This window comes from Paraburkholderia domus (assembly GCF_905220705.1).
GTDB lineage: Bacteria > Pseudomonadota > Gammaproteobacteria > Burkholderiales > Burkholderiaceae > Paraburkholderia > Paraburkholderia domus.
Map to the genome: position 1 here is coordinate 136,580 of NZ_CAJNAT010000007.1, position 20,158 is coordinate 156,737.

Below are 20,158 nucleotides of genomic sequence, written 5' to 3' on the forward strand. Positions count from 1 at the left end.
ATATGCCGCAGCAAACCAGGCAACAAGTCGACACCGCATGAGCCGCGCACCGAAACTAACGTTGAATCTGCAATTCCCCGCCGCCAAGACCTGGCCGGAACACAAGGCGCTGCTGCCGCGCGCCACCGTGGCCGGCTGGATCAAGGCGGCCCTCTTCGCAGACGGCGAATTGACCGTGCGTTTCGTCGACGCCGACGAAGGCCGCACACTGAACCGCACGTATCGCGGCAAAGATTATTCGACCAACGTGCTGACTTTCGCGTACGCCGAATCGGAAGACGATCCGGTAACCGGCGACCTGATCCTGTGCTGTCCGGTGGTGGAAAAGGAAGCCGCTGAACAGGGCAAGCCGCTGATCGCGCACTACGCGCATCTGCTGGTGCACGGCACCCTCCATGCGCAAGGCTACGACCACGAGGTCGAGGAAGAAGCCGAGGAAATGGAAGCCATCGAAACGGAAATCCTCGGCAAGCTCGGCTTCCCGGATCCTTACCAATAGCCCTTGCCATCACTGTTTAAAGCCACCGTGAGCACGTCCTCCCCTGAAGCCGATACTCGAAGCACGCCCTGCCCGGACTATCCGCCCGCGCTCGGCGAATCGCGGCTGCTGACGGACGAGGAGTTGCGCGCATCGCTTGAATGCACGTTGCGCGACTGGGATCGTCAAAGCGATCTATGGCTGTTCGGCTATGGTTCGCTAATCTGGAATCCCGGTCTGCCCACCGTCGAAGCGACCCGTTCGAAAGTGCACGGCTATCATCGCGGTCTGTATCTGTGGTCGCGCGTCAATCGCGGCACGCCCGAACAGCCGGGCCTCGTGCTCGCGCTTGATCGCGGCGGTTCGTGCTCCGGCATCGCGTTCCGCCTCGCCGCCGAGGGTGCGATGCCGCATCTGGAAGCGCTGTGGCGCCGTGAAATGGCGATGGGTTCGTACCGCCCGGCGTGGCTGCCCTGCGTGCTCGCCGACGGCCGCCGCGTCGACGCGCTCGCATTCGTGATGCGCCGCGACGTGCCGAGCTACACCGGCAAGCTGCGCGACGAGGTTGTCAAAACCGTGTTCGGCTGCGCGTGCGGCCGCTATGGCACCACGCTCGAATACGTCAGCCGCACCGTCCATGCGCTGCGCGAAAGCGGCATGCCCGACCGCGCGCTCGAAGCGCTGCTCGAGCGTTGCCGCGAAGAAAGCCGCGAGGCCGGGCAGGAATAGGGCAACGGCAGGGCAACCACGAAGCAACCGCACTTTTTTGCTCGAAAACGCTTTTCCTCCCGTAATCAGTTAGGATTGACCTATGCCCACCGAACGCGGCCGGGTGGTTTCGTCACATCACTCATCGCCCAGCCCGGCGGGACACGGTCCTGCCATGTGCCTGGTGTATCCTTAATGCTCTGCAACAGCGCGCCCAGTCTCGCCGGGCGCACTACCATGAACGACACGTATCCCAGTCGACGCCAAATCGACAAACCGCAAGAAAAACGCTCACTCCTCGAGCGTTTGACCGACTTCATCTCGCCCGAGCCCGACTCGCGCGCAGAACTCCTCGAAATCCTGCAGGACGCGCACGAACGCAACCTGATCGACGCCGACTCGCTGTCGATGATCGAGGGTGTATTCCAGGTGTCCGAACTCAGCGCCCGCGACATCATGGTGCCGCGCGCACAAATGGACGCGATCAACATCGCGGACAATCCCGCCGAATTTATCCCCTACGTGCTGGAAAAGGCGCACTCGCGCTATCCGGTCTACGAGGGCAATCGCGACAACATCATCGGCGTGCTGCTCGCGAAGGACCTGCTGCGCTACTACGCCGAAGACGAATTCGACGTGCGCGGCATGCTGCGCCCCGCCGTCTTCATTCCGGAGTCGAAGCGTCTGAACGTGCTGCTGCACGACTTCCGCGTCAATCGCAATCACCTTGCGGTGGTGGTCGACGAATACGGCGGCGTGGCGGGCCTGATCACGATCGAGGACGTGCTGGAACAGATCGTCGGCGATATCGAAGACGAATACGATTTCGACGAAGAAAGCGGCAACATCATCGCCTCGCCGGACGGCCGCTTCCGCGTGCGTGCGCTCACCGAGATCGAGCAGTTCAACGAGGCCTTCGGCACGCATTACTCGGACGACGAAGTCGATACGATTGGCGGCCTTGTCACGCATCACTTCGGACGGGTGCCGCATCGCGGCGAAAAAGTCCGCCTCGACGATCTGATCTTCGAGATTCTGCGCGGCGACGCCCGCCAGATTCACATGCTGCTGGTGCGCCGCGACCCGCTCGCCGGCCAGCGCGAGCGCGAAGCACAGCACGTGCAGACCTGATCCGCTTCTTTTCTTCGCTTCTTCAACTCCTCACGCCGACCGCGCAACAATGGCCGACCCGATTACTTCCCGTTCGCGCCGCGGCGTGAGTGCCCCTGCTGCCCGAGAGTCGCGCGGCCGTGCACTGCCTCGCTGGCATTACCTCGTCGCTTTGGCCGCCGGTGCGGCCAATACGCTCTCGTTCGCGCCGACGCCGCATGGCGGCTGGCTCGAACTCGTGATCTTCACCGTCTTCTTTGCATGGCTTACGCGTGCCACCGGCTGGAAAAGCGCAGCGCTGACGGGTGGCGCTTTCGGCTTCGGTAACTTCGTCACCGGCGTGTGGTGGCTGTACGTCAGCATGCACTTCTACGGCGGCATGGCTGCGCCGCTCGCAGGCGCAGCAGTCGTCCTGTTCTCGCTGTACCTGGCGGTGTACCCAGCGCTGGCTGCGGGCATCTGGTCGTTCTGCGCAGGGCATGCACGCAACGGCGCGTCAGACACCGACAAACCGTTCTCGCCGACCTGGCACGGCGCGCTGGCCTTTGCCAGCGCGTGGGCGATCGGCGAATGGTTGCGCGGCACCGTGTTCACCGGCTTTCCGTGGCTCGCGAGCGGTTATGCGCAGGTAGACGGCCCGTTCGCCGGGTTTGCACCGGTGGCGGGTGTGTACGGCGTCGGCTGGATGCTGGCGCTGGTCGCGGCGTTGATCGTGCAAGCGCTGGTGCCGGTGCTGCCTTCGCGCGGGCCATTCAATCTCGCCGACGGCGGTAATGCTGGCAATGAGCCCAAACGCAATATCGCGCGCATCGCCGTGCCGGGCGGAATCGCGGTTGCGCTGATCGCGGCTGGCCTGCTGCTGCCGCTCGCGCAATGGACCCTGCCGGCCAACGCGCCGCTGACGGTGCGCCTGCTGCAAGGCAACGTCAAACAGGAAATGAAGTTTGAAGAAGCCGGTATGCGTGCCGCGATCGACCAGTATCAGCAGATGATTACGTCGAAGCCTGCCGATCTGATCGTCACGCCGGAAACCGCCATTCCGGTGCTCGCACAGCAATTGCCGCCGCAGTTCGCGTCGGCAGTGCGCAGCTTCTCAGATACGACCGGCACCGCGATCCTGTTCGGTGCGATCGGCGGCACCATCACGCCGGAAGGTCAGGTGGTTGACTACACGAACAGCCTGTTCGGCGTCACGCCGGGTACACGCGACGTGTATCGCTACGATAAACATCATCTCGTGCCTTTCGGCGAATTCGTGCCTTGGGGTTTCCGCTGGTTCGTGAATCTGATGAGCATTCCGCTCGGCGATTTCGCGCGCGGCGCGCCCGTGCAAAAGCCGTTCATCGTGCATAACCAGCCGGTGTCCGTCGACATCTGTTACGAGGATATTTTCGGTGAAGAGATCGCGCGGAACATCCGCGAGAGCGATACGCCGGCGGGCGTGCTGGTCAACTCGACCAACCTTGCCTGGTTCGGCGACACCATCGCACTGGACCAGCACCTGCAGATCGCGCGCATGCGTTCATTGGAAACCGGCCGGCCGATGCTGCGCGCCACCAACACCGGCATGACCGCCGCGATCGACGCCAACGGCAAGGTGATCGGACGCCTGACGCCGTACACGATTGGCTCGCTCGATGTAACGGTGCAAGGCACCTCGGGCAGCACGCCTTATGTGACGAGCGGCAACAACACGGTTCTGGCGGTTTCGTTGCTGCTGCTGGCGTTCGGGTTTGCGTTCGGGCCGGGGATCACACGGCGGCAAAACGGCAAGAAGTAAGCCGCAGCCTGATTGCCGATGCAACCGTCAGGCCGGCTATCGCACGCGCCGGTTGAATCGCAGCGGCAATACCGCCTCATGTAAAAACGCGCGCTCCGGAATACCGCGAGCGCGCGTTTTGCAAAAAGTACCGCTTTACCGATCCGTGCTCAGTTCGCCGGCACCGTGTCAATAAACGACTGACGCAACGAAAGCTTCTGGAAATGCTTGTCCAGATTCGGATACCCTTCGCGCCAGTTCAACTCAGGCATGCGGAAATCGAGGTAGCCCAGCGCGCAACCCACGGCGATGTCCGCGAGCGTGTAGTGATTGCCCGTGCACCACGGCTTGCTGCCCAAGCCCTGCGACATCGCGATCAGGCCTTCGTCGATCTTGCGTTGCTGCCGTGCGACCCACGCTTCCACGCGCTGTTCGGGCGTGCGCTGGGTACCTTCGAGGCGAATCAGCACCGCGGCGTCAAGGATGCCGTCGGCGAGCGCCTCCCAGCAGCGCACTTCGACGCGCTCGCGCCCAGACGGCGGAATCAGCTTGCCGACTGGCGACAGCGTATCCACGTATTCGCAGATCACGCGCGAGTCGAACACTGCTTCGCCGTCTTCCATCACGAGGCACGGCACCTTGCCGATCGGATTGAAGGTGTGAATCGTGGTCTCCGGCGCCCAAACGTTCTCGAGGACGAGTTCGTAGTCAATCTTCTTGTCGGCCAGAACGATCCGTGCTTTGCGCACGAACGGGCTGCCGAGCGAACCGATGAGTTTCATCATTACCATCTGCCTTTTCTTGAATTCGGCGAAAGTATAAGTGGTCGGCGGCGTTCCCGAACACGGTGAAGCCGCTTCGCAAGCCGCATGGATGCTCGCTGTGGATGGATTGCAACATTGCCGCGATCCTCGCGCGCAGTCTACCCGGCCAAATGGCCAACGCGGCTGGCGCAACCACATTCTCCCCGCCAGTATCCCCGCAAAATAAGTCTCCGCATTGGGCGCTACAATCGCGAGATGAACCAGCCGACCGAACCCACCATCGCCATCGACGTCTACCGCACGCGCCGCGAGCGCGTACTCGCCGCGCTGCGCGCAGCGGGCGGGGGCGTCGCCATTGTCCCCACCGCGCCGGAAAAGCTTCGCAACCGGGATGCCGACTACCCCTACCGGCACGATAGCTACTTCTACTATCTGACGGGCTTTACGGAACCGGAGGCGTTGCTGGTGCTCGATGCAAGCGCCGCGGCTGGCGAGCCGGCTTCGATCCTGTTCTGCCGCGAGAAGAATGTCGAGCGCGAGACGTGGGAAGGCTTCCGTTTCGGGCCGGACGGCGCGCGCGAGGCGTTCGGCTTCGACGCCGCCTTCGCCGTGAGCGAAGTCGACATGCATCTGCCGGGCCTTCTCGCCGACAAGCCGTCGCTGCATTACGCGCTCGGCACGTCGGCGCAACTGGATGAACAGGTACGCGGCTGGCTCGACGCCGTGCGTGCACAAGGCCGCGGCGGCGTCGCCGCCCCCACCGTCGCGCGTGACCTGATCCCGTTGCTCGACGACATGCGGCTCGTCAAAGACCACCACGAACTCGCCATCATGCGCCGCGCCGGACAGATTTCCGCGCAGGCGCATCGCCGCGCGATGGCGGCATGCCACCCCGGCGTGCGCGAGTACGAACTCGAAGCCGAGCTGCTCTACACATTCCGCAAATTCGGCGCGCAGGCGCCCGCCTACACGTCGATAGTCGCCGCGGGCGCCAATGCCTGCGTGCTGCACTATCCGGCGGGAAACGCGATTGCAAAGGACGGCGACCTGATCCTGATCGACGCCGCCTGCGAGCTGGACGGCTATGCATCCGACATCACCCGCACCTTCCCGGCGAGCGGCCGCTTCACGCCGGCGCAGCGCGAGCTGTACGACATCGTGCTGGCCGCGCAGCAGGCTGCTGTCGACGCCACCCGCGTCGGCGCTACTTTCGACGATCCGCACCAGGCCGCCGTGCGGGTGCTATCGCAAGGGTTGCTCGACACCGGCATCCTCGACCGCGCAAAGCTTGCCTCGGTCGACGACGTGATCGCCGAGCGCGCCTACGCGCCGTTCTACATGCACCGTACCGGCCACTGGCTCGGCATGGACGTGCACGATGTCGGCGACTACCGCGAACGCGGCGCGCCACGCGACGAAGCGGGCGCACTGCCGTGGCGCACGCTGCAGGCCGGGATGACGCTGACCGTCGAGCCCGGTTTGTACATTCGCCCGACCGAAGGCGTGCCCGAGCGCTACTGGAACATCGGTATCCGCATCGAGGACGACGCAATCGTCACGCCGGCCGGCTGCGAGCTGATCACACGCGACGTCCCGGTGGCGGCCGACGAGATCGAAGCGCTGATGCAGGAAGCCCGTGCGGCCCAGGAAGCTGGGAAGTAACCCAGAAGTAACCCAGGCAGTCACTCAATGAAGCAACCCGCAATGAACGACGTCTCCCAGTCGACGGTGATTCTGAAACCCGCCGCGTCCGATCATTCCTTCGATTTCGACGTGACGATCGTCGGCGCAGGGCCGGTCGGGCTGGCGCTTGCCGGCTGGCTGACCCGCCGCAGCGCGACGCAGGCGCTGAAGATCGCGCTGATCGACGCGCGCGAGCCGGAAGATTCGATTGCCGATCCGCGCGCGATCGCCGTGTCGCACGGTAGCCGGATGATTCTCGAACCGCTGCGCTGGCCCGCCGACGCCACCGCGATCCAGCGCATCCACGTGTCGCAGCGTGGTCACTTCGGCCGCACGCTGATCGACCACAGCGAGCACGGCTTGCCGGCGCTCGGCTACGTGCTGCGTTACGGCTCGATCGTGCATGGTCTCGCCGAGGCGGTACACGCCACCTCCGTGCACTGGTTCCGTTCCACCTCCGCCGCGGCGCCGACTCAGGACCTCGACGGTGTCACGCTGCCAATCGAAACCGCAGGTGTCACACGCCATCTGCGCACGCGGATTCTGGTGAATGCCGAAGGCGGCCTGTTCGGCGACCAGAAAACCGCCAGGAGCGCTGATAGCAGCGCCAACGGCGGTACGCGCGATTACGGGCAGACCGCGCTGGTCGGCACGGTCAGCGTGTCGGCGCCACAACCGCATGTGGCGTGGGAGCGCTTCACGTCGCAAGGGCCGATCGCGCTGCTGCCGATGGGCGGCGTGCGTGGTGCGAATTACGCGCTGGTCTGGTGCTGCGCACCCGACGAAGCCGCACGACGCGCGCAACTCCCGGACGACGAATTCCTGCGCGAACTAGGCGCCGCATTCGGCAACCGCATGGGCCGCTTTACGCAAATAAAGGGACGTGCGTCGTTCCCGCTGGGGCTGAATGCGGTCGATACGCTAGTGAAGGGCCATATCGTTGCAATCGGCAACGCGGCGCAAACGCTGCATCCGGTGGCTGGGCAGGGTCTGAATCTCGGTCTGCGCGACGCGCACGCACTCGCCGATGCCTTGTCCGAAGAGGGCCCCACCCCGCTCGCGCTGGCGACGTTCGCGCAACGCCGCGCGCTCGACCGGCGCCTGACGATCGGCGCCACCGACACGCTCGCACGCCTTTTCACCGTCGACTTCCCGCCGCTCGCCGCCTTGCGCGGCCTCGCCCTCACCGCACTCGAATTCGTGCCGCCGGTAAAAACCGCGCTGGCGCGGCAAATGATGTTCGGTCAGCGCCGCTGAGCGCGCCGCCCGCGCGCGCCCCGCAGCCGTTGCAGCCTTTTTAGGCACCGCACGTGAAGCCGCGCGAGCGGTGCCGGTTCTATGAACCGGACCACTTTCATAGAAGATTTAATGAGTTACGACAGACGCAAGTCGGGTGTCGGCTATCTGTTAACGCTAAAATAGCGGTTTTCCCTCGCATTTCGCGAATGCTCCGATTGACAGAATCCGAAAAGAAACTGACACGATCGGCCGCAGGCGCGTCCAAGTCATGCCTACTCTCGGCTCCCACAATCTGCGTAATAACCTGTTCGTCGCCCCCATGGCCGGCGTAACCGACCGGCCGTTCCGGCAGTTGTGCAAACGGCTGGGCGCAGGCTATGCGGTGTCGGAAATGGTCGCCTCGAACGCGCAGTTGTGGAAAAGCGAAAAGACCATGCGCCGTGCCAACCACACGGGCGAGGTCGAGCCGATTGCCGTGCAGATCGCCGGCGCCGATCCGGCCATGATGGCCGAAGCCGCGCGCTACAACGTGGCGAACGGCGCGCAGATCATCGACATCAACATGGGCTGCCCGGCCAAGAAGGTGTGCAACGTGGCCGCGGGCTCTGCCTTGTTGCAGAACGAACCGCTGGTGCAACGCATCGTCGAGGCGGTGGTGGGCGCGGTGGGCATTGGCCCTGACGCCGTGCCCGTCACGCTGAAGATCCGCACCGGCTGGGATCGCGACAACAAGAACGCGCTCTCCGTCGCGCATCTGGCTGAAGCCGCCGGCATTGCCATGCTGACCGTGCACGGCCGTACGCGCGCCGACCTGTATCACGGCGACGCCGAATACGAGACCATTGCCGCCGTCAAAGCGGCGGTGCGCATTCCGGTGGTCGCCAATGGCGACATTACGTCGCCGCAAAAAGCCCGCGAGGTGCTCGCCGCCACCGGCGCCGACGCCATCATGATCGGCCGCGCCGCGCAGGGGCGTCCGTGGCTGTTCCGCGAAATCGAGCATTTCCTGCAAACGGGTGAGTTGCTGCCGCCGCCGCGCATCGACGAAATCCAGCAGGTGATGAACGAGCATCTCGAAGATCACTACGAGTTCTACGGCGAATTTACAGGCGTGCGCACAGCGCGTAAGCATATCGGCTGGTACACTCGCGGCCTTTCTGGCGCCAACGTGTTCCGGCACCGCATGAATACGCTGGACACCACGCGCGAACAACTCCTCGCCGTCAACGAATTCTTCGACGCCCAAAAGGCGATCTCCGACCGCCTCGTCTATGTCGACGAGACGCTCACCAGGAACGACGGCGAGCCGGACCATACCGACCGACTAGCAGCATGAGCAAGAACAATATCGAACAATCTGTCCGCGACAGCCTGGGGATGTATTTCCAGGATCTCGACGGCTCGAATCCGCATGACGTCTACGACATGGTTATTTCATGCGTGGAAAAACCCTTGCTCGAAGTGGTGCTCGAGCAGGCTGGCGGCAATCAGTCGCTGGCCGCCGAGTATCTCGGCATCAACCGCAATACGCTGCGCAAGAAGCTGCAACAGCACGGTTTGTTGTAGTTTTTCGGCGCCCTGCCACGTTTCCCTTCGGCTTTTCGTCTTCATCATGATCAAGCAAGCGCTCATCTCCGTTTCCGACAAGTCCGGCATCGTCGACTTCGCCAAGTCGCTGTCGGACCTCGGCGTCAAGATCCTGTCGACCGGCGGCACCGCGAAACTGCTCGCGGACGCGGGCCTCTCCGTCACCGAAGTCGCCGACTACACGGGCTTCCCGGAAATGCTGGACGGGCGCGTGAAAACGCTGCATCCGAAGGTACACGGCGGCATTCTGGCGCGCCGCGACCTGCCGGAACACATGGCAGCGCTTGAAAAGCACGACATCCCGACGATCGACCTGCTGGTCGTGAACCTGTATCCGTTCGTGCAGACCGTGTCGAAGGAAGAGTGCTCGCTGGAAGACGCGATCGAGAACATCGACATCGGCGGCCCGACCATGCTGCGCTCGGCCGCGAAGAATCATCGCGACGTGACGGTGGTGGTCGATCCGGCAGACTACGCGGTTGTGCTCGACGAAATGCGTGCAAACAGCAACGCGGTTTCGTACAAGACGAACTTCCGCCTCGCTACCAAGGTGTTCGCGCACACCGCCCAGTACGACGGTGCGATCACGAACTACCTGACGAGCCTGACCGACGAACTGCAACACTCGTCGCGCAATGCTTACCCGGCTACGCTCAACCTGGCGTTCAACAAGGTGCAGGACCTGCGCTACGGCGAGAACCCGCATCAGAGCGCGGCGTTTTACCGCGGCCTCACGGTTCAACCGGGTGCGCTCGCGAACTACAGTCAGTTGCAAGGCAAGGAACTGTCGTACAACAACATCGCCGATTCCGACGCAGCGTGGGAATGCGTGAAGACGTTCGACGTGCCGGCCTGCGTGATCGTCAAGCACGCGAATCCGTGCGGCGTGGCAGTCGGCGCGGATGCGAACGAAGCCTATGCGAAGGCGTTCCAGACGGATCCGACCTCGGCGTTCGGCGGCATCATCGCGTTCAACCGCGAAGTCGACGAAGCGGCGGCGCAAGCGGTGGCCAAGCAGTTCGTCGAAGTGCTGATCGCCCCGTCGTTCAGCGCGGCGGCTCGCCAGGTGTTCGCGGCCAAGCAGAACGTGCGTCTGTTGGAAATCGCTTTGGGTGAAGGCCACAACGCATTCGATCTGAAGCGTGTCGGCGGCGGCCTGCTCGTGCAATCGCTCGATTCGAAGAACGTGCAGCCGCGCGAATTGCGCGTAGTCACGAAGCGTCACCCTACGCCGAAGGAAATGGACGACCTGCTGTTCGCGTGGCGCGTCGCGAAGTACGTGAAGTCGAACGCGATCGTGTTCTGCGGCAACGGCATGACGCTCGGCGTCGGCGCGGGCCAGATGAGCCGCGTGGACTCGGCGCGTATTGCGAGCATCAAGGCGCAGAACGCCGGTTTGACGCTGACCGGTTCGGCCGTGGCGTCGGATGCGTTCTTCCCGTTCCGTGACGGTCTGGACGTCGTGGTCGCAGCAGGCGCGACCTGCGTGATTCAACCGGGTGGCTCGATGCGCGATGACGAAGTGGTCAGTGCGGCGGACGAGCACAACATCGCGATGGTGTTGACTGGGGTGCGTCACTTCCGGCATTGATGTGGGCAGGCTTGGCGAGCGACGCGTGCTGGCCGGTGGTGCGACGGTCGCTGGGCTAATTTGAGCGAAACGGCTCGGTGGATTTTCCGCTGGGCCGTTTTGTTTTGGCGGTGGATTTTTTGCGCGGAACGCCGACCGCCGCACGGCGCGTTCGTTGTAGTATCGCAAGCACTTAGTTTTCACCGCCTATGCGGCACCTCATGAGAATTCTCGGCATCGACCCCGGCTTGCGCGTAACCGGTTTTGGCGTAATCGATCAAACCGGACACACGCTCAGCTACGTCGCAAGCGGCGTGATCAAGACCGCCGACGCCGATCTGCCGTCGCGTCTCGGCACTATTTTCGAAGGTATTTCGACTTTGATCCGTCAGCATTCGCCGGATCAGTCGGCGATCGAAAAGGTGTTCGTCAACGTCAACCCGCAATCCACTCTGCTACTCGGACAGGCGCGTGGCGCAGCGATCTGTGGCCTGGTGGCGGGCGGCGTACCGGTCGCCGAATATACGGCGCTGCAGTTGAAGCAAGCCGTCGTCGGCTATGGCCGCGCGACCAAGGAACAAATGCAGCAGATGGTGGTGCGGCTGCTGAACCTCTCCGGCGTGCCCGGCACCGACGCCGCCGACGCCCTCGGCATGGCGATTTGCCACGCGCACGGCGGCACGACGCTTAGTACGCTGGGCGGGATTGCACCTTCGCTGGCGAAGAAGGGTTTGCGGGTGCGGCGCGGACGGTTGGTGGGGTAGGCGCTCAGTTGCTGCTTGCCAGCGCCCGCCGCGCACTCGCTGCGCTACACTCGCCCTTTCTCTTAAGATTGAATCCGCCATGATCGGTCGCATTGCCGGCGTACTGCTGGAAAAAAATCCGCCGCATCTGCTCGTCGACTGCAACGGCGTCGGTTACGAAGTCGATGTGCCAATGAGCACGTTCTACAACCTGCCGTCGACCGGCGAACGCGTCGTGCTGCTCACGCAAATGATCGTGCGCGAAGATGCACATCTGCTCTATGGCTTCGGTACCGCCGAGGAACGCTCGACCTTCCGCGAACTGCTGAAGATCACCGGCATCGGCGCGCGCATGGCACTCGCCGTGCTCTCCGGCATGAGCGTGCATGAACTGGCGCAGACCGTCACGATGCAGGACGCCGCGCGCCTGACCCGCGTGCCTGGCATCGGCAAGAAAACAGCGGAACGGCTGCTCCTCGAACTGAAGGGCAAAATCGGTGCCGATCTGGGCGCGATGGCTGGCGCGGCATCGGCATCCGATCACGCCTCCGATATCCTGAACGCGTTGATCGCCTTGGGTTACTCCGAAAAAGAAGCGTTGGCGGCCGTCAAGAATGTACCTGCCGGCACGGGCGTATCCGAGGGCATCAAGCTCGCGTTGAAGGCGTTGTCCAAGGGTTGAAGGCTCGGGTCATTGCAGGGGCGCCGCGTGCGATAAGCAAAGCTTCGCACACGGCGGCGCGCGCCCCGAAGGAAGCCCCTTTTGGCGTCGCACATCCTGGCTGTTCGGCCGAGTTTCGCAACGAGCGGCACACGGTACAATGAACGGATGATCGAAACCGACAAACTCGCCGCCGAGCGCATCATCGCGGCCACGCCCGTCTCGCCGAACGAAGAAGCGTTCGAGCGGGCGTTGCGCCCGCGCCAGCTCGAAGAATATGTCGGGCAGGAAAAAGTGCGCGGTCAGCTGGAAATCTTCATCGAGGCTGCCAAGCGCCGGTCCGAATCGCTCGACCACGTGCTGCTGTTCGGGCCGCCGGGTCTCGGCAAGACCACGCTCGCGCACATCATCGCGCGGGAAATGGGCGTCAATCTGCGGCAAACGTCCGGCCCGGTGCTTGAACGCGCCGGCGACCTCGCCGCGCTGCTCACCAACCTCGAAGCCAACGACGTTTTATTCATCGACGAAATCCACCGGCTCTCGCCGGTCGTCGAAGAAATTCTGTATCCGGCGTTAGAGGACTATCAGATCGACATCATGATCGGCGAAGGACCGGCCGCGCGCAGCGTGAAGCTGGATCTGCAACCGTTCACGCTGGTCGGTGCAACCACCCGCGCGGGCATGCTGACCAATCCGCTGCGCGATCGCTTCGGTATCGTCGCGCGGCTCGAGTTTTATAACGCTGAAGAACTGGCCCGCATCGTCACGCGTTCGGCGTCGTTGCTGCATGCACAGATTCATCCGGATGGCGCGTTCGAGATCGCCAAACGCGCACGTGGCACGCCGCGGATCGCGAACCGGCTGCTGCGCCGCGTGCGCGATTTCGCCGAGGTGAAAGCGGACGGCAACATCACCGCGCAAGTGGCGGATGCGGCACTCAAAATGCTCGACGTAGACGCGGTCGGCTTCGACCTGATGGACCGGAAGCTCCTCGAAGCGATCCTGCACAAGTTCGATGGTGGCCCGGTCGGCGTCGACAATCTGGCGGCGGCAATCGGCGAAGAGCGCGACACGATCGAAGACGTGCTCGAGCCGTATCTGATTCAGCAAGGCTTCCTGCAACGCACGCCGCGCGGCCGCGTCGCCACGTTGCTCACGTACCGGCATTTCGGTCTCGCCGCGCCGGACGCTTCGAGCCCCATATCCGGTCTGTGGGATTCGGCCGCGACCTGAACCGGATGCGCGAGTTGAAATAACTCGCGCCGCTCAACGCCCCGGTTCCGGCACCCTCTTCTTGAAGCTATCGTCATCGCTCGGCGCCTCGAGATGCGACACGTCTGCCCACGACACGATCGCCGCTTTGCTCGCGTCGTCGGCGTAATCCACCACGTTAACGCTCGTGTTCAGCAACGCGTAATCACGCGGCGCATCGAGCGATAAGCTGCACGCAAATCGCCGCACGCAATCCAGCACACCGCCATGAGCGACGACGGCGATCCGCCCACCCGGATGCGCGGCAACGATCGGCTCGATCGCATGCAGCACGCGATGGTAAAGCGTGCGCTGCGATTCGCCTTCAGGCGGTGCGAAACCTGGATCGCGGGTTTGCCAGTGCGCATATTCATCGGGGAAACGGACGGCGATCTCGTCGCTGTCATGCCCCTGGAACGCGCCGTATGAACGCTCGCGCAAACCTTCGCGCAGCTGCAACGGCAGGCCGAGCGCGTCTGCGATCGGTTGCGCGGTTTGCCGTGCACGCTGCAGATCGCTTGAATAGATCGCGTCGAGCCGCACGCCCTCTTTCACCTCACCCGCGATGCGGCGTGCAAGGCGTTGCGCCTGCGCAAGGCCGGTCGTTGCGAGCGGAATGTCGATGTGACCTTGAATGCGCTTGATGCGATTCCAGTCGGTCTCACCGTGGCGGATAAACAGAATCTGCGTGGTCATGGGATGAGCTTGGGCGCCAGTAGCCGGTTATGCCGAGCCGCTATTGTCGCAAAAACCAGTTGGAGGAGTGGATGCGCGCCGCCGGATGCACCAGACGGCGGCAGTTGATTCTCAAGCGTTCGTCTGCAACCAGAACGTGACCGGCCCGTCATTGACGAGCGATACCTGCATATCGGCGCCGAACTCACCTGTCTCGACGATCGGGTGCTTTGCGCGGGCTGCCGAGACGAAGTAATCGAATAGCCGCTTGCCCTCATCGGGCGGTGCGGCAGGCGTAAAGCTCGGGCGCAAGCCGCTGTTGGTGTCGGCTGCCAACGTGAACTGCGAAACGAGCAGCAAGCCACCTGCGCGCCCGGCGCCGTCGAGATTCTGCACCGAGAGATTCATCTTGCCGGCCGCATCGCTGAAGACACGGTAGCCGAGTACCTTGGCGAGCAGCCGGTCAGCGGCGCCTTCCGTATCACCACGTTCGGCACATACGAGCGCGAGCAGACCCGCCTCGATCGCGCCGGTTACGCGCTCACCCACACGCACTTCCGCGCGCCGCACGCGCTGGATCAGCGCGATCACCGGCTCGACTCCGAATGCAAAGTTCGAGTCATCATCGCGTTATCGCCGAGCCGTCAAGCCGTCAGCGTGACGCGTGCAAAACGACGCTTGCCGACCTGCACGACGTACTCACCGGCCTCGACCTTCAGGCCCTTGTCGGACACAGTCGTGCCATCGATCTTCACGCCGCCTTGTTCGATGTTGCGCAGCGCTTCGCTAGTCGACGGTACGAGGTTGGCCTGCTTGAGCAACTGGCCGATTGCGAGCGGTGCGCCCGTGAGCGTCACGGCTGGAATATCGTCCGGCACGCCGCCCTTCGCGCGATGATTGAAGTCTTCGAGCGCGCGCTCGGCATCGGCTTGCGAATGGAAGCGCGCGACGATTTCCTGACCGAGCATCACCTTGAAATCGCGCGGATTGCGGCCCGCTTCGATCTCTTTCTTAAAGCCGGCGATCTCATCCATCGGACGGAACGACAGCAATTCGAAGTAACGCCACATCAGCACGTCGGAAATGCTCATCAGCTTGCCGAACATGTCCGTCGGCTTTTCGCTGATGCCGATGTAGTTGTTCTTCGACTTCGACATCTTCTCGACGCCGTCCAGACCTTCAAGCAGCGGCATGGTCAAGATGCACTGCTGTTCCTGACCGTACTGCTTCTGCAGTTCACGGCCCACCAGCAGGTTGAACTTCTGGTCCGTGCCGCCGAGCTCGAGGTCGGCATTCAGCGCGACGGAGTCGTAGCCTTGCATCAGCGGATACAGGAATTCGTGGATCGAGATCGGCACGCCGCCCTGGAAGCGCTTGGTGAAATCTTCGCGCTCGAGAATCCGCGCCACCGTATAGCGCGATGCGAGCTTGATCATGCCGTCGGCGCCGAGCGGCATCGACCATTCGCTGTTGTAGCGGATTTCGGTCTTATCGCGGTCGAGCACGAGCGCGGCCTGCTCGAAGTACGTTTTCGCGTTCGATTCGATCTGCTCGCGCGTGAGCGGCGGGCGCGTGGCATTACGGCCCGACGGATCGCCGATCAGCGACGTGAAATCGCCGATCAGGAAAATCACCGTGTGACCGAGGTCCTGCAACTGGCGCATCTTGTTCAGCACGACCGTGTGGCCGATGTGGATGTCAGGCGCGGTCGGATCGAGGCCGAGCTTGATGCGCAGGGGCTTGGCCGTAGCCGCGCTCTTCGCGAGCTTCTGTGCGAATTCTTCTTCGATCAGCAGTTCGTCGACGCCGCGTTTGGTGACGGCGAGCGCGTGACGGACTTCGTCGGTGATCGGGAAGGCGGGGCTGGGCTTGGTGGACTCGGTGCTCATGCTGGAAACGTGAAGTCGCGAAAAAGAAGAGATTGTCCCATAGATGCGCGCCGCCGCACCCACTGACTCGGCCTCAAGCGCTCCGCCTGTACATGATTTCGGCTTGCCGGAGCGCGCATTGGCGTCGTGAGGCTTTATATTCGGCCGCGCTTGGGTCGATAATCTGCTAAAACGGATCGCAACGAACCCTAGAGAGGAGCAGCAACGTGGCGCAAGACCCCGCAGACGGCGTCTACTTTGGATTGATGTCCGGCACGAGCATGGACGGCGTGGACGGTGTTGCCGTCAAATTTGCCAAAGGGAAGCCACCGGTGGTGCTGGCCGAGGCGTTTGTCGGCTTCGCGGCAGGCTTGCGCGAGGCGCTGTTCGCGCTTCAACAGCCGGGCGACAACGAGATCGAACGCGAAGCGCTGGCTGCCAATGCGCTTGCCACACGCTACACGGTGTGCTGCCACGAGTTGCTGAATTGCAGCCGCGTGCCGGCCTCGGAAGTTCGTGCAATCGGTGTCCACGGCCAGACGGTGCGGCATCGGCCGGAAAAGGGTTACACGCGGCAGATCAACAACCCCGCGCTGCTCGCGGAGATGATGCACATCGACGTGGTCGCCGATTTCCGCAGCCGCGACGTTGCGGCCGGCGGCCAGGGCGCACCGCTCGTGCCGGCGTTTCACGCCACGGTGTTCGGCGCGAAAGACGAAACGCGGGTGGTCTGCAATCTGGGCGGCATCAGCAATATCACGGTCCTGAACGCTACCGGCGGCGTTCGCGGGTTCGACTGCGGGCCGGCGAACGCGCTGCTCGACGAATGGGCGCAGCGCCACCTCGGCAAGCCTTTCGATGAAAACGGCCACTTCGCCGCGGGCGGACAGGTCGATCGCACATTGCTGAACGCGCTGCTCGACGAGCCCTTTTTCTCGCAACAACCGCCGAAAAGCACCGGCCGCGACCTGTTCAACGCGCAATGGCTGGATGCAAAGCTCCAACCGTTCACTACCCTCCCCCCCGCCGATGTACAAGCCACGCTAGTCGCGCTGACCGCGGTAACCGTCGCTCGCGAAATCGAACGGCATGCATCGGACGTCAAGGCGGTCTACGTGTGTGGCGGCGGTGCGCGCAATCCGGGAATTATGAAAGCGCTGCAACAGGCGCTGGAGGACAGCGGCGTAAGCGGCGTGCCCGTGATGACAACCGACGCACTGGGCGTGCCGCCGAGCCAGGTTGAGCCGTTGGCGTTCGCGTGGCTGGCGATGCGCTGCGTGGCGCGGCTGCCGGGCAATTTGCCGGCAGTCACCGGCGCCGCTGCTGAGCGTGTGCTGGGGGCGATCTACCCGCGCTAGTCGAAGAACCTGTGTTTAGCTCAGGCAATAAAAAACGGGGCCTGAGCCCCGTTTTCCTTTACAACTTCTCGCCTAACCAGCCGGCCATCAAACCGAGAACGACGAGCCGCAACCACAGGTGGTCGTAGCATTCGGGTTCTTGATGACAAACTGCGCGCCGTTGATGTCGTCCTTGTAATCGATCTCAGCGCCGACCAGGTACTGGTAGCTCATCGAATCGATCAGCAGTTGGACGCCGCTCTTGTTCATGACGGTGTCGTCTTCGTTGACGGCTTCGTCGAACGTAAAACCGTACTGAAAGCCCGAGCAGCCGCCACCCTGCACGAAAACGCGCAGTTTGAGGTCCGCATTGCCTTCTTCTTCGATCAGTTGCTTGACCTTGTCAGCCGCTGCGTCGGTAAAAACGAAGGGGGCGGGCATCTCGGTCACGGGTGTATCGGTGACTGCGTTCATTCGAACTCTCCAAAAAGCTTCTAACCGCTATTGTAGGGCTGATCTCGATATCGTGCCGAAGCCCACAAAATCAATGGGTTCTTCCAACAAATTCGATCGACGGCGCTGATGCCCTCGCCAGCCTGCCTGAGCGGGCCAAATTGCCGCTCCGGCAACAAAATCACTACCGCGAAGCCAGGCCGCGAACCCATAAAAAAAGCCGCCTTCGCGAAAGCGTTGGCGGCTTTTGCAGCGCTCCAGCCCGAAAGCCAGATCGCACACGAAGCGATTAACGCTTCGAGAATTGCTTCCGGCGACGTGCCTTGTGGAAGCCGACCTTCTTACGTTCGACTTCACGAGCATCACGCGTCACGAAGCCAGCCTTCGACAGTTCCGGCTTCAGCGTTGCGTCGTAGTCCATCAGCGCGCGGGTGATGCCGTGGCGAACCGCACCGGCTTGACCCGTTTCACCGCCACCGTTCACGTTGACTTTGATGTCGAACGTAACGCCGTGGTTCGTGAGTTCCAGCGGCTGACGCACGATCATCAGCGACGTTTCGCGCGAGAAGTAATCGGCGATAGGCTTGCCGTTTACAATGATCTCGCCCTTGCCAGCCTTGATGAAGACGCGTGCGACGGCGCTCTTGCGGCGGCCCGTGCCGTAATTCCAGTTACCGATCATGTGGGCTCCCCTTAGATCTCGAGCGCTTTCGGCTGTTGTGCCGAATGCGGATGCGTTGCTTCAGCGTAGACCTTCAGCTTCTTGATCATCGCGTAGCCGAGCGGGCCCTTCGGCAGCATGCCCTTGACCGCTTTCTCGAGCGCACGGCCCGGGAAGCGTTCTTGCATCTTGCCGAACGTCGTTTCATAGATACCGCCCGGGTAACCCGAGTGACGGTAGTACTTCTTGTCAGTAGCCTTGTTGCCCGTGACACGCAGCTTGCCGGCGTTGATAACGATGATGAAATCACCGGTGTCGACGTGCGGAGTGAATTCAGGCTTGTGCTTGCCGCGAAGACGGTGTGCCACTTCGCTGGCGACACGCCCGAGAACCTTATCCGTCGCGTCAATCACGTACCATTCGCGCGTAACCTCATGGGCTTTTGCGGAAAACGTCTTCATGATCGATCCAAAAAAATTGCTGCGCCCAATGTATTTTTTCCTGCTTGTAGTGTGCGCATCGAGGCGCGTGCAGGCTCTCCCTGGTTCTTCCTCCGCGGGCGCGGATGCGGAAAAGCCCTGAATTATAAAGGAATTTGCTACGCGGAGTCAAAACTTGTGGCGTTTGGGGCGAGAATTTGTACGCGGCGACGGCCGGACAGCGGCATTTGACCTTCCTCGTGGGTCGCCGACCGGCATCGGTGACAGGAATGCCCGGACGAAAAAAAACCCGAACTAGCGGTTCGGGTTTAATCCACCAAAGGAGGAGGTGGAGGAGACAGCGGAGGTTGCAGAACTGCTGCAACCGATGGGACTGATTATATGAGGCGACCTTGTGCGACGCAAGAACATTTGCATTGCGAAATTCAATCTCATAATGTGAGATTGCCGCTCGCCGAGCAAAAAGCGATGAATTCCCTTTTAAATCAATCGCAAATGCTTTTTTAAGCAGATGCCTAAGCAGACATCAACTAGAGTAAAACCCCTAAATTCGCCAGGGCATTCCCGAATTGGCGAAACATGCCGCACCGCAACACGCAAGCGGTCATTGTGCATAAGTTCCGGCCAAAGTCCCTTCGGGCGGACACGCGAACACCGGGCTACAATGCCGTCTCGATATCAGCGCAGCGCGGTGGAGCACAGCATGGAATGCAAAGTTAGCTGGATGGGACAAGACGGGATGGCATTCGCAGCCGAGACGGGCAGCGGCCATCTGGTCACGATGGACGGCGCGCCGGAAGGCGGCGGCCGCAATCTGGCGCCGCGTCCGATGGAAATGGTTCTGCTCGGCACGGGCGGTTGCACGGCGTACGACGTCGTGATGATCCTGAAGAAAAGCCGCCAGGAAATCGCCGGCTGCTCGGTGACGCTAAAGGCCGAACGCGCCAGCGAAGATCCGAAAGTGTTCACCAAGGTTCACTTCCACTTCACCGTGACGGGTAAGAATCTGAACCCGGCTACGGTGGAACGCGCGATCAATCTGTCGCACGACAAATACTGCTCGGCCTCGATCATGATCGCGAAGACCGCCGAGCTCACGCACTCGTTCGATATCGTCGCGGGTTGAGCACGGCGCGTCGGCGCAGGTAGCCAAAAGCGCGGGTCAAAGTAA

21 protein-coding genes are annotated in these 20,158 nt (G+C 62.6%); 14 read left to right on the forward strand and 7 right to left on the reverse strand.

Going from position 1 to position 20,158, the window contains the following annotated elements:
- Positions 1–37: 37 nt before the first annotated feature.
- From ybeY to lnt, 4 genes are all read left to right on the forward strand, one after another.
- On the forward strand, positions 38–499 hold the full coding sequence (gene ybeY, locus KHO31_RS15410; protein WP_154558067.1) for an rRNA maturation RNase YbeY: 462 nt from the start codon (positions 38–40) through the stop codon (positions 497–499).
- Positions 500–526: 27 nt separating this feature from the next.
- Positions 527–1,207, forward strand: coding sequence for a gamma-glutamylcyclotransferase (locus tag KHO31_RS15415; RefSeq protein ID WP_201076553.1), 681 nt, complete (start codon positions 527–529; stop codon positions 1,205–1,207).
- A gap of 216 nt (positions 1,208–1,423) precedes the next feature.
- Complete coding sequence (locus tag KHO31_RS15420; RefSeq protein ID WP_074282241.1) at positions 1,424–2,317, forward strand: HlyC/CorC family transporter; 894 nt, start codon at positions 1,424–1,426, stop codon at positions 2,315–2,317.
- A 49-nt stretch (positions 2,318–2,366) separates the two neighbouring features.
- Positions 2,367–4,076 carry an apolipoprotein N-acyltransferase gene (lnt, locus tag KHO31_RS15425; protein ID WP_201076555.1) on the forward strand — a complete coding sequence of 570 codons (1,710 nt, stop codon included), beginning with the start codon at positions 2,367–2,369 and terminating at the stop codon, positions 4,074–4,076.
- Between the two features lie 149 nt (positions 4,077–4,225).
- Here the strand turns inward: lnt and KHO31_RS15430 are convergent, their stop codons facing one another.
- Positions 4,226–4,840: a glutathione S-transferase C-terminal domain-containing protein gene (locus KHO31_RS15430; protein ID WP_201076557.1), complete on the reverse strand. Its 615-nt coding sequence runs from the start codon at positions 4,838–4,840 to the stop codon at positions 4,226–4,228.
- A 234-nt stretch (positions 4,841–5,074) separates the two neighbouring features.
- Between KHO31_RS15430 and KHO31_RS15435 the strand changes: the two genes are divergently transcribed.
- From KHO31_RS15435 to ruvB, 8 genes are all read left to right on the forward strand, one after another.
- Positions 5,075–6,481, forward strand: coding sequence for an aminopeptidase P N-terminal domain-containing protein (locus KHO31_RS15435; RefSeq protein WP_201084750.1), 1,407 nt, complete (start codon positions 5,075–5,077; stop codon positions 6,479–6,481).
- A gap of 42 nt (positions 6,482–6,523) precedes the next feature.
- Positions 6,524–7,759 (forward strand): UbiH/UbiF/VisC/COQ6 family ubiquinone biosynthesis hydroxylase, encoded by a 1,236-nt coding sequence (locus KHO31_RS15440; RefSeq protein WP_201076561.1) that lies wholly within the window; start codon positions 6,524–6,526, stop codon positions 7,757–7,759.
- A 250-nt stretch (positions 7,760–8,009) separates the two neighbouring features.
- Positions 8,010–9,077: a tRNA dihydrouridine synthase DusB gene (gene dusB, locus KHO31_RS15445; RefSeq protein WP_201084751.1), complete on the forward strand. Its 1,068-nt coding sequence runs from the start codon at positions 8,010–8,012 to the stop codon at positions 9,075–9,077.
- On the forward strand, positions 9,074–9,307 hold the full coding sequence (locus tag KHO31_RS15450; protein ID WP_007180440.1) for a Fis family transcriptional regulator: 234 nt from the start codon (positions 9,074–9,076) through the stop codon (positions 9,305–9,307). The genes dusB and KHO31_RS15450 overlap by 4 nt, the downstream gene beginning before the upstream one ends.
- A 46-nt stretch (positions 9,308–9,353) precedes the next feature.
- Entirely contained in the window at positions 9,354–10,919 is a 1,566-nt protein-coding gene (purH, locus tag KHO31_RS15455; protein WP_201076565.1) for a bifunctional phosphoribosylaminoimidazolecarboxamide formyltransferase/IMP cyclohydrolase, read from the forward strand.
- A gap of 200 nt (positions 10,920–11,119) precedes the next feature.
- Positions 11,120–11,662 carry a crossover junction endodeoxyribonuclease RuvC gene (gene ruvC / locus KHO31_RS15460; protein ID WP_063497310.1) on the forward strand — a complete coding sequence of 181 codons (543 nt, stop codon included), beginning with the start codon at positions 11,120–11,122 and terminating at the stop codon, positions 11,660–11,662.
- Positions 11,663–11,741: 79 nt separating this feature from the next.
- Positions 11,742–12,323: a Holliday junction branch migration protein RuvA gene (gene ruvA, locus KHO31_RS15465; protein WP_201076567.1), complete on the forward strand. Its 582-nt coding sequence runs from the start codon at positions 11,742–11,744 to the stop codon at positions 12,321–12,323.
- 147 nt (positions 12,324–12,470) lie between these two features.
- Positions 12,471–13,535: a Holliday junction branch migration DNA helicase RuvB gene (gene ruvB, locus KHO31_RS15470; RefSeq protein WP_201076569.1), complete on the forward strand. Its 1,065-nt coding sequence runs from the start codon at positions 12,471–12,473 to the stop codon at positions 13,533–13,535.
- A gap of 33 nt (positions 13,536–13,568) precedes the next feature.
- Here ruvB and KHO31_RS15475 read toward each other — a convergent pair whose 3' ends face one another.
- From KHO31_RS15475 to tyrS, 3 genes are all read right to left on the reverse strand, one after another.
- Entirely contained in the window at positions 13,569–14,249 is a 681-nt protein-coding gene (locus KHO31_RS15475) for a histidine phosphatase family protein (RefSeq protein ID WP_201076571.1), read from the reverse strand.
- 111 nt (positions 14,250–14,360) lie between these two features.
- Complete coding sequence (dtd, locus tag KHO31_RS15480) at positions 14,361–14,819, reverse strand: D-aminoacyl-tRNA deacylase (RefSeq protein ID WP_201076572.1); 459 nt, start codon at positions 14,817–14,819, stop codon at positions 14,361–14,363.
- A gap of 53 nt (positions 14,820–14,872) precedes the next feature.
- Positions 14,873–16,117 (reverse strand): tyrosine--tRNA ligase, encoded by a 1,245-nt coding sequence (gene tyrS, locus KHO31_RS15485; RefSeq protein WP_201076573.1) that lies wholly within the window; start codon positions 16,115–16,117, stop codon positions 14,873–14,875.
- Between the two features lie 206 nt (positions 16,118–16,323).
- Between tyrS and KHO31_RS15490 the strand changes: the two genes are divergently transcribed.
- Positions 16,324–17,454: an anhydro-N-acetylmuramic acid kinase gene (locus tag KHO31_RS15490; RefSeq protein WP_201076574.1), complete on the forward strand. Its 1,131-nt coding sequence runs from the start codon at positions 16,324–16,326 to the stop codon at positions 17,452–17,454.
- Between the two features lie 87 nt (positions 17,455–17,541).
- Here the strand turns inward: KHO31_RS15490 and erpA are convergent, their stop codons facing one another.
- The 3 genes from erpA to rplM all read right to left on the reverse strand — a co-directional run bounded on the left by erpA (position 17,542) and on the right by rplM (position 19,008).
- The gene (erpA, locus tag KHO31_RS15495) at positions 17,542–17,907 is read right to left on the reverse strand and encodes an iron-sulfur cluster insertion protein ErpA (protein WP_007180424.1); all 366 of its coding nucleotides are present in this window, start codon (positions 17,905–17,907) and stop codon (positions 17,542–17,544) included.
- A 268-nt stretch (positions 17,908–18,175) separates the two neighbouring features.
- Positions 18,176–18,568: a 30S ribosomal protein S9 gene (rpsI, locus tag KHO31_RS15500; RefSeq protein ID WP_007180423.1), complete on the reverse strand. Its 393-nt coding sequence runs from the start codon at positions 18,566–18,568 to the stop codon at positions 18,176–18,178.
- A gap of 11 nt (positions 18,569–18,579) precedes the next feature.
- Positions 18,580–19,008 (reverse strand): 50S ribosomal protein L13, encoded by a 429-nt coding sequence (gene rplM, locus KHO31_RS15505; RefSeq protein ID WP_007180422.1) that lies wholly within the window; start codon positions 19,006–19,008, stop codon positions 18,580–18,582.
- Positions 19,009–19,690: 682 nt separating this feature from the next.
- On the opposite strand from rplM, the gene KHO31_RS15510 reads away from it, so the two are divergent.
- Positions 19,691–20,113, forward strand: coding sequence for an OsmC family protein (locus tag KHO31_RS15510; RefSeq protein ID WP_073429099.1), 423 nt, complete (start codon positions 19,691–19,693; stop codon positions 20,111–20,113).
- Positions 20,114–20,158: the final 45 nt, after the last annotated feature.

What these genes read in the sequence shown, in the direction of transcription:
- KHO31_RS15440 (WP_201076561.1), top strand. Translation starts at nt 6,524, where the DNA reads ATGAACGACGTCTCCCAGTCGACGGTGATTCTGAAACCCGCCGCGTCC.
- lnt (WP_201076555.1), top strand. Translation starts at nt 2,367, where the DNA reads ATGGCCGACCCGATTACTTCCCGTTCGCGCCGCGGCGTGAGTGCCCCT.
- ruvC (WP_063497310.1), top strand. Translation starts at nt 11,120, where the DNA reads ATGAGAATTCTCGGCATCGACCCCGGCTTGCGCGTAACCGGTTTTGGC.
- KHO31_RS15430 (WP_201076557.1), bottom strand. Translation starts at nt 4,840, where the DNA reads ATGATGAAACTCATCGGTTCGCTCGGCAGCCCGTTCGTGCGCAAAGCA.
- KHO31_RS15510 (WP_073429099.1), top strand. Translation starts at nt 19,691, where the DNA reads ATGGAATGCAAAGTTAGCTGGATGGGACAAGACGGGATGGCATTCGCA.
- ruvA (WP_201076567.1), top strand. Translation starts at nt 11,742, where the DNA reads ATGATCGGTCGCATTGCCGGCGTACTGCTGGAAAAAAATCCGCCGCAT.
- rpsI (WP_007180423.1), bottom strand. Translation starts at nt 18,568, where the DNA reads ATGATCGGTAACTGGAATTACGGCACGGGCCGCCGCAAGAGCGCCGTC.
- KHO31_RS15435 (WP_201084750.1), top strand. Translation starts at nt 5,075, where the DNA reads ATGAACCAGCCGACCGAACCCACCATCGCCATCGACGTCTACCGCACG.
- ruvB (WP_201076569.1), top strand. Translation starts at nt 12,471, where the DNA reads ATGATCGAAACCGACAAACTCGCCGCCGAGCGCATCATCGCGGCCACG.
- dusB (WP_201084751.1), top strand. Translation starts at nt 8,010, where the DNA reads ATGCCTACTCTCGGCTCCCACAATCTGCGTAATAACCTGTTCGTCGCC.
- ybeY (WP_154558067.1), top strand. Translation starts at nt 38, where the DNA reads ATGAGCCGCGCACCGAAACTAACGTTGAATCTGCAATTCCCCGCCGCC.
- KHO31_RS15420 (WP_074282241.1), top strand. Translation starts at nt 1,424, where the DNA reads ATGAACGACACGTATCCCAGTCGACGCCAAATCGACAAACCGCAAGAA.
- KHO31_RS15475 (WP_201076571.1), bottom strand. Translation starts at nt 14,249, where the DNA reads ATGACCACGCAGATTCTGTTTATCCGCCACGGTGAGACCGACTGGAAT.
- erpA (WP_007180424.1), bottom strand. Translation starts at nt 17,907, where the DNA reads ATGAACGCAGTCACCGATACACCCGTGACCGAGATGCCCGCCCCCTTC.
- rplM (WP_007180422.1), bottom strand. Translation starts at nt 19,008, where the DNA reads ATGAAGACGTTTTCCGCAAAAGCCCATGAGGTTACGCGCGAATGGTAC.
- tyrS (WP_201076573.1), bottom strand. Translation starts at nt 16,117, where the DNA reads ATGAGCACCGAGTCCACCAAGCCCAGCCCCGCCTTCCCGATCACCGAC.
- purH (WP_201076565.1), top strand. Translation starts at nt 9,354, where the DNA reads ATGATCAAGCAAGCGCTCATCTCCGTTTCCGACAAGTCCGGCATCGTC.
- KHO31_RS15450 (WP_007180440.1), top strand. Translation starts at nt 9,074, where the DNA reads ATGAGCAAGAACAATATCGAACAATCTGTCCGCGACAGCCTGGGGATG.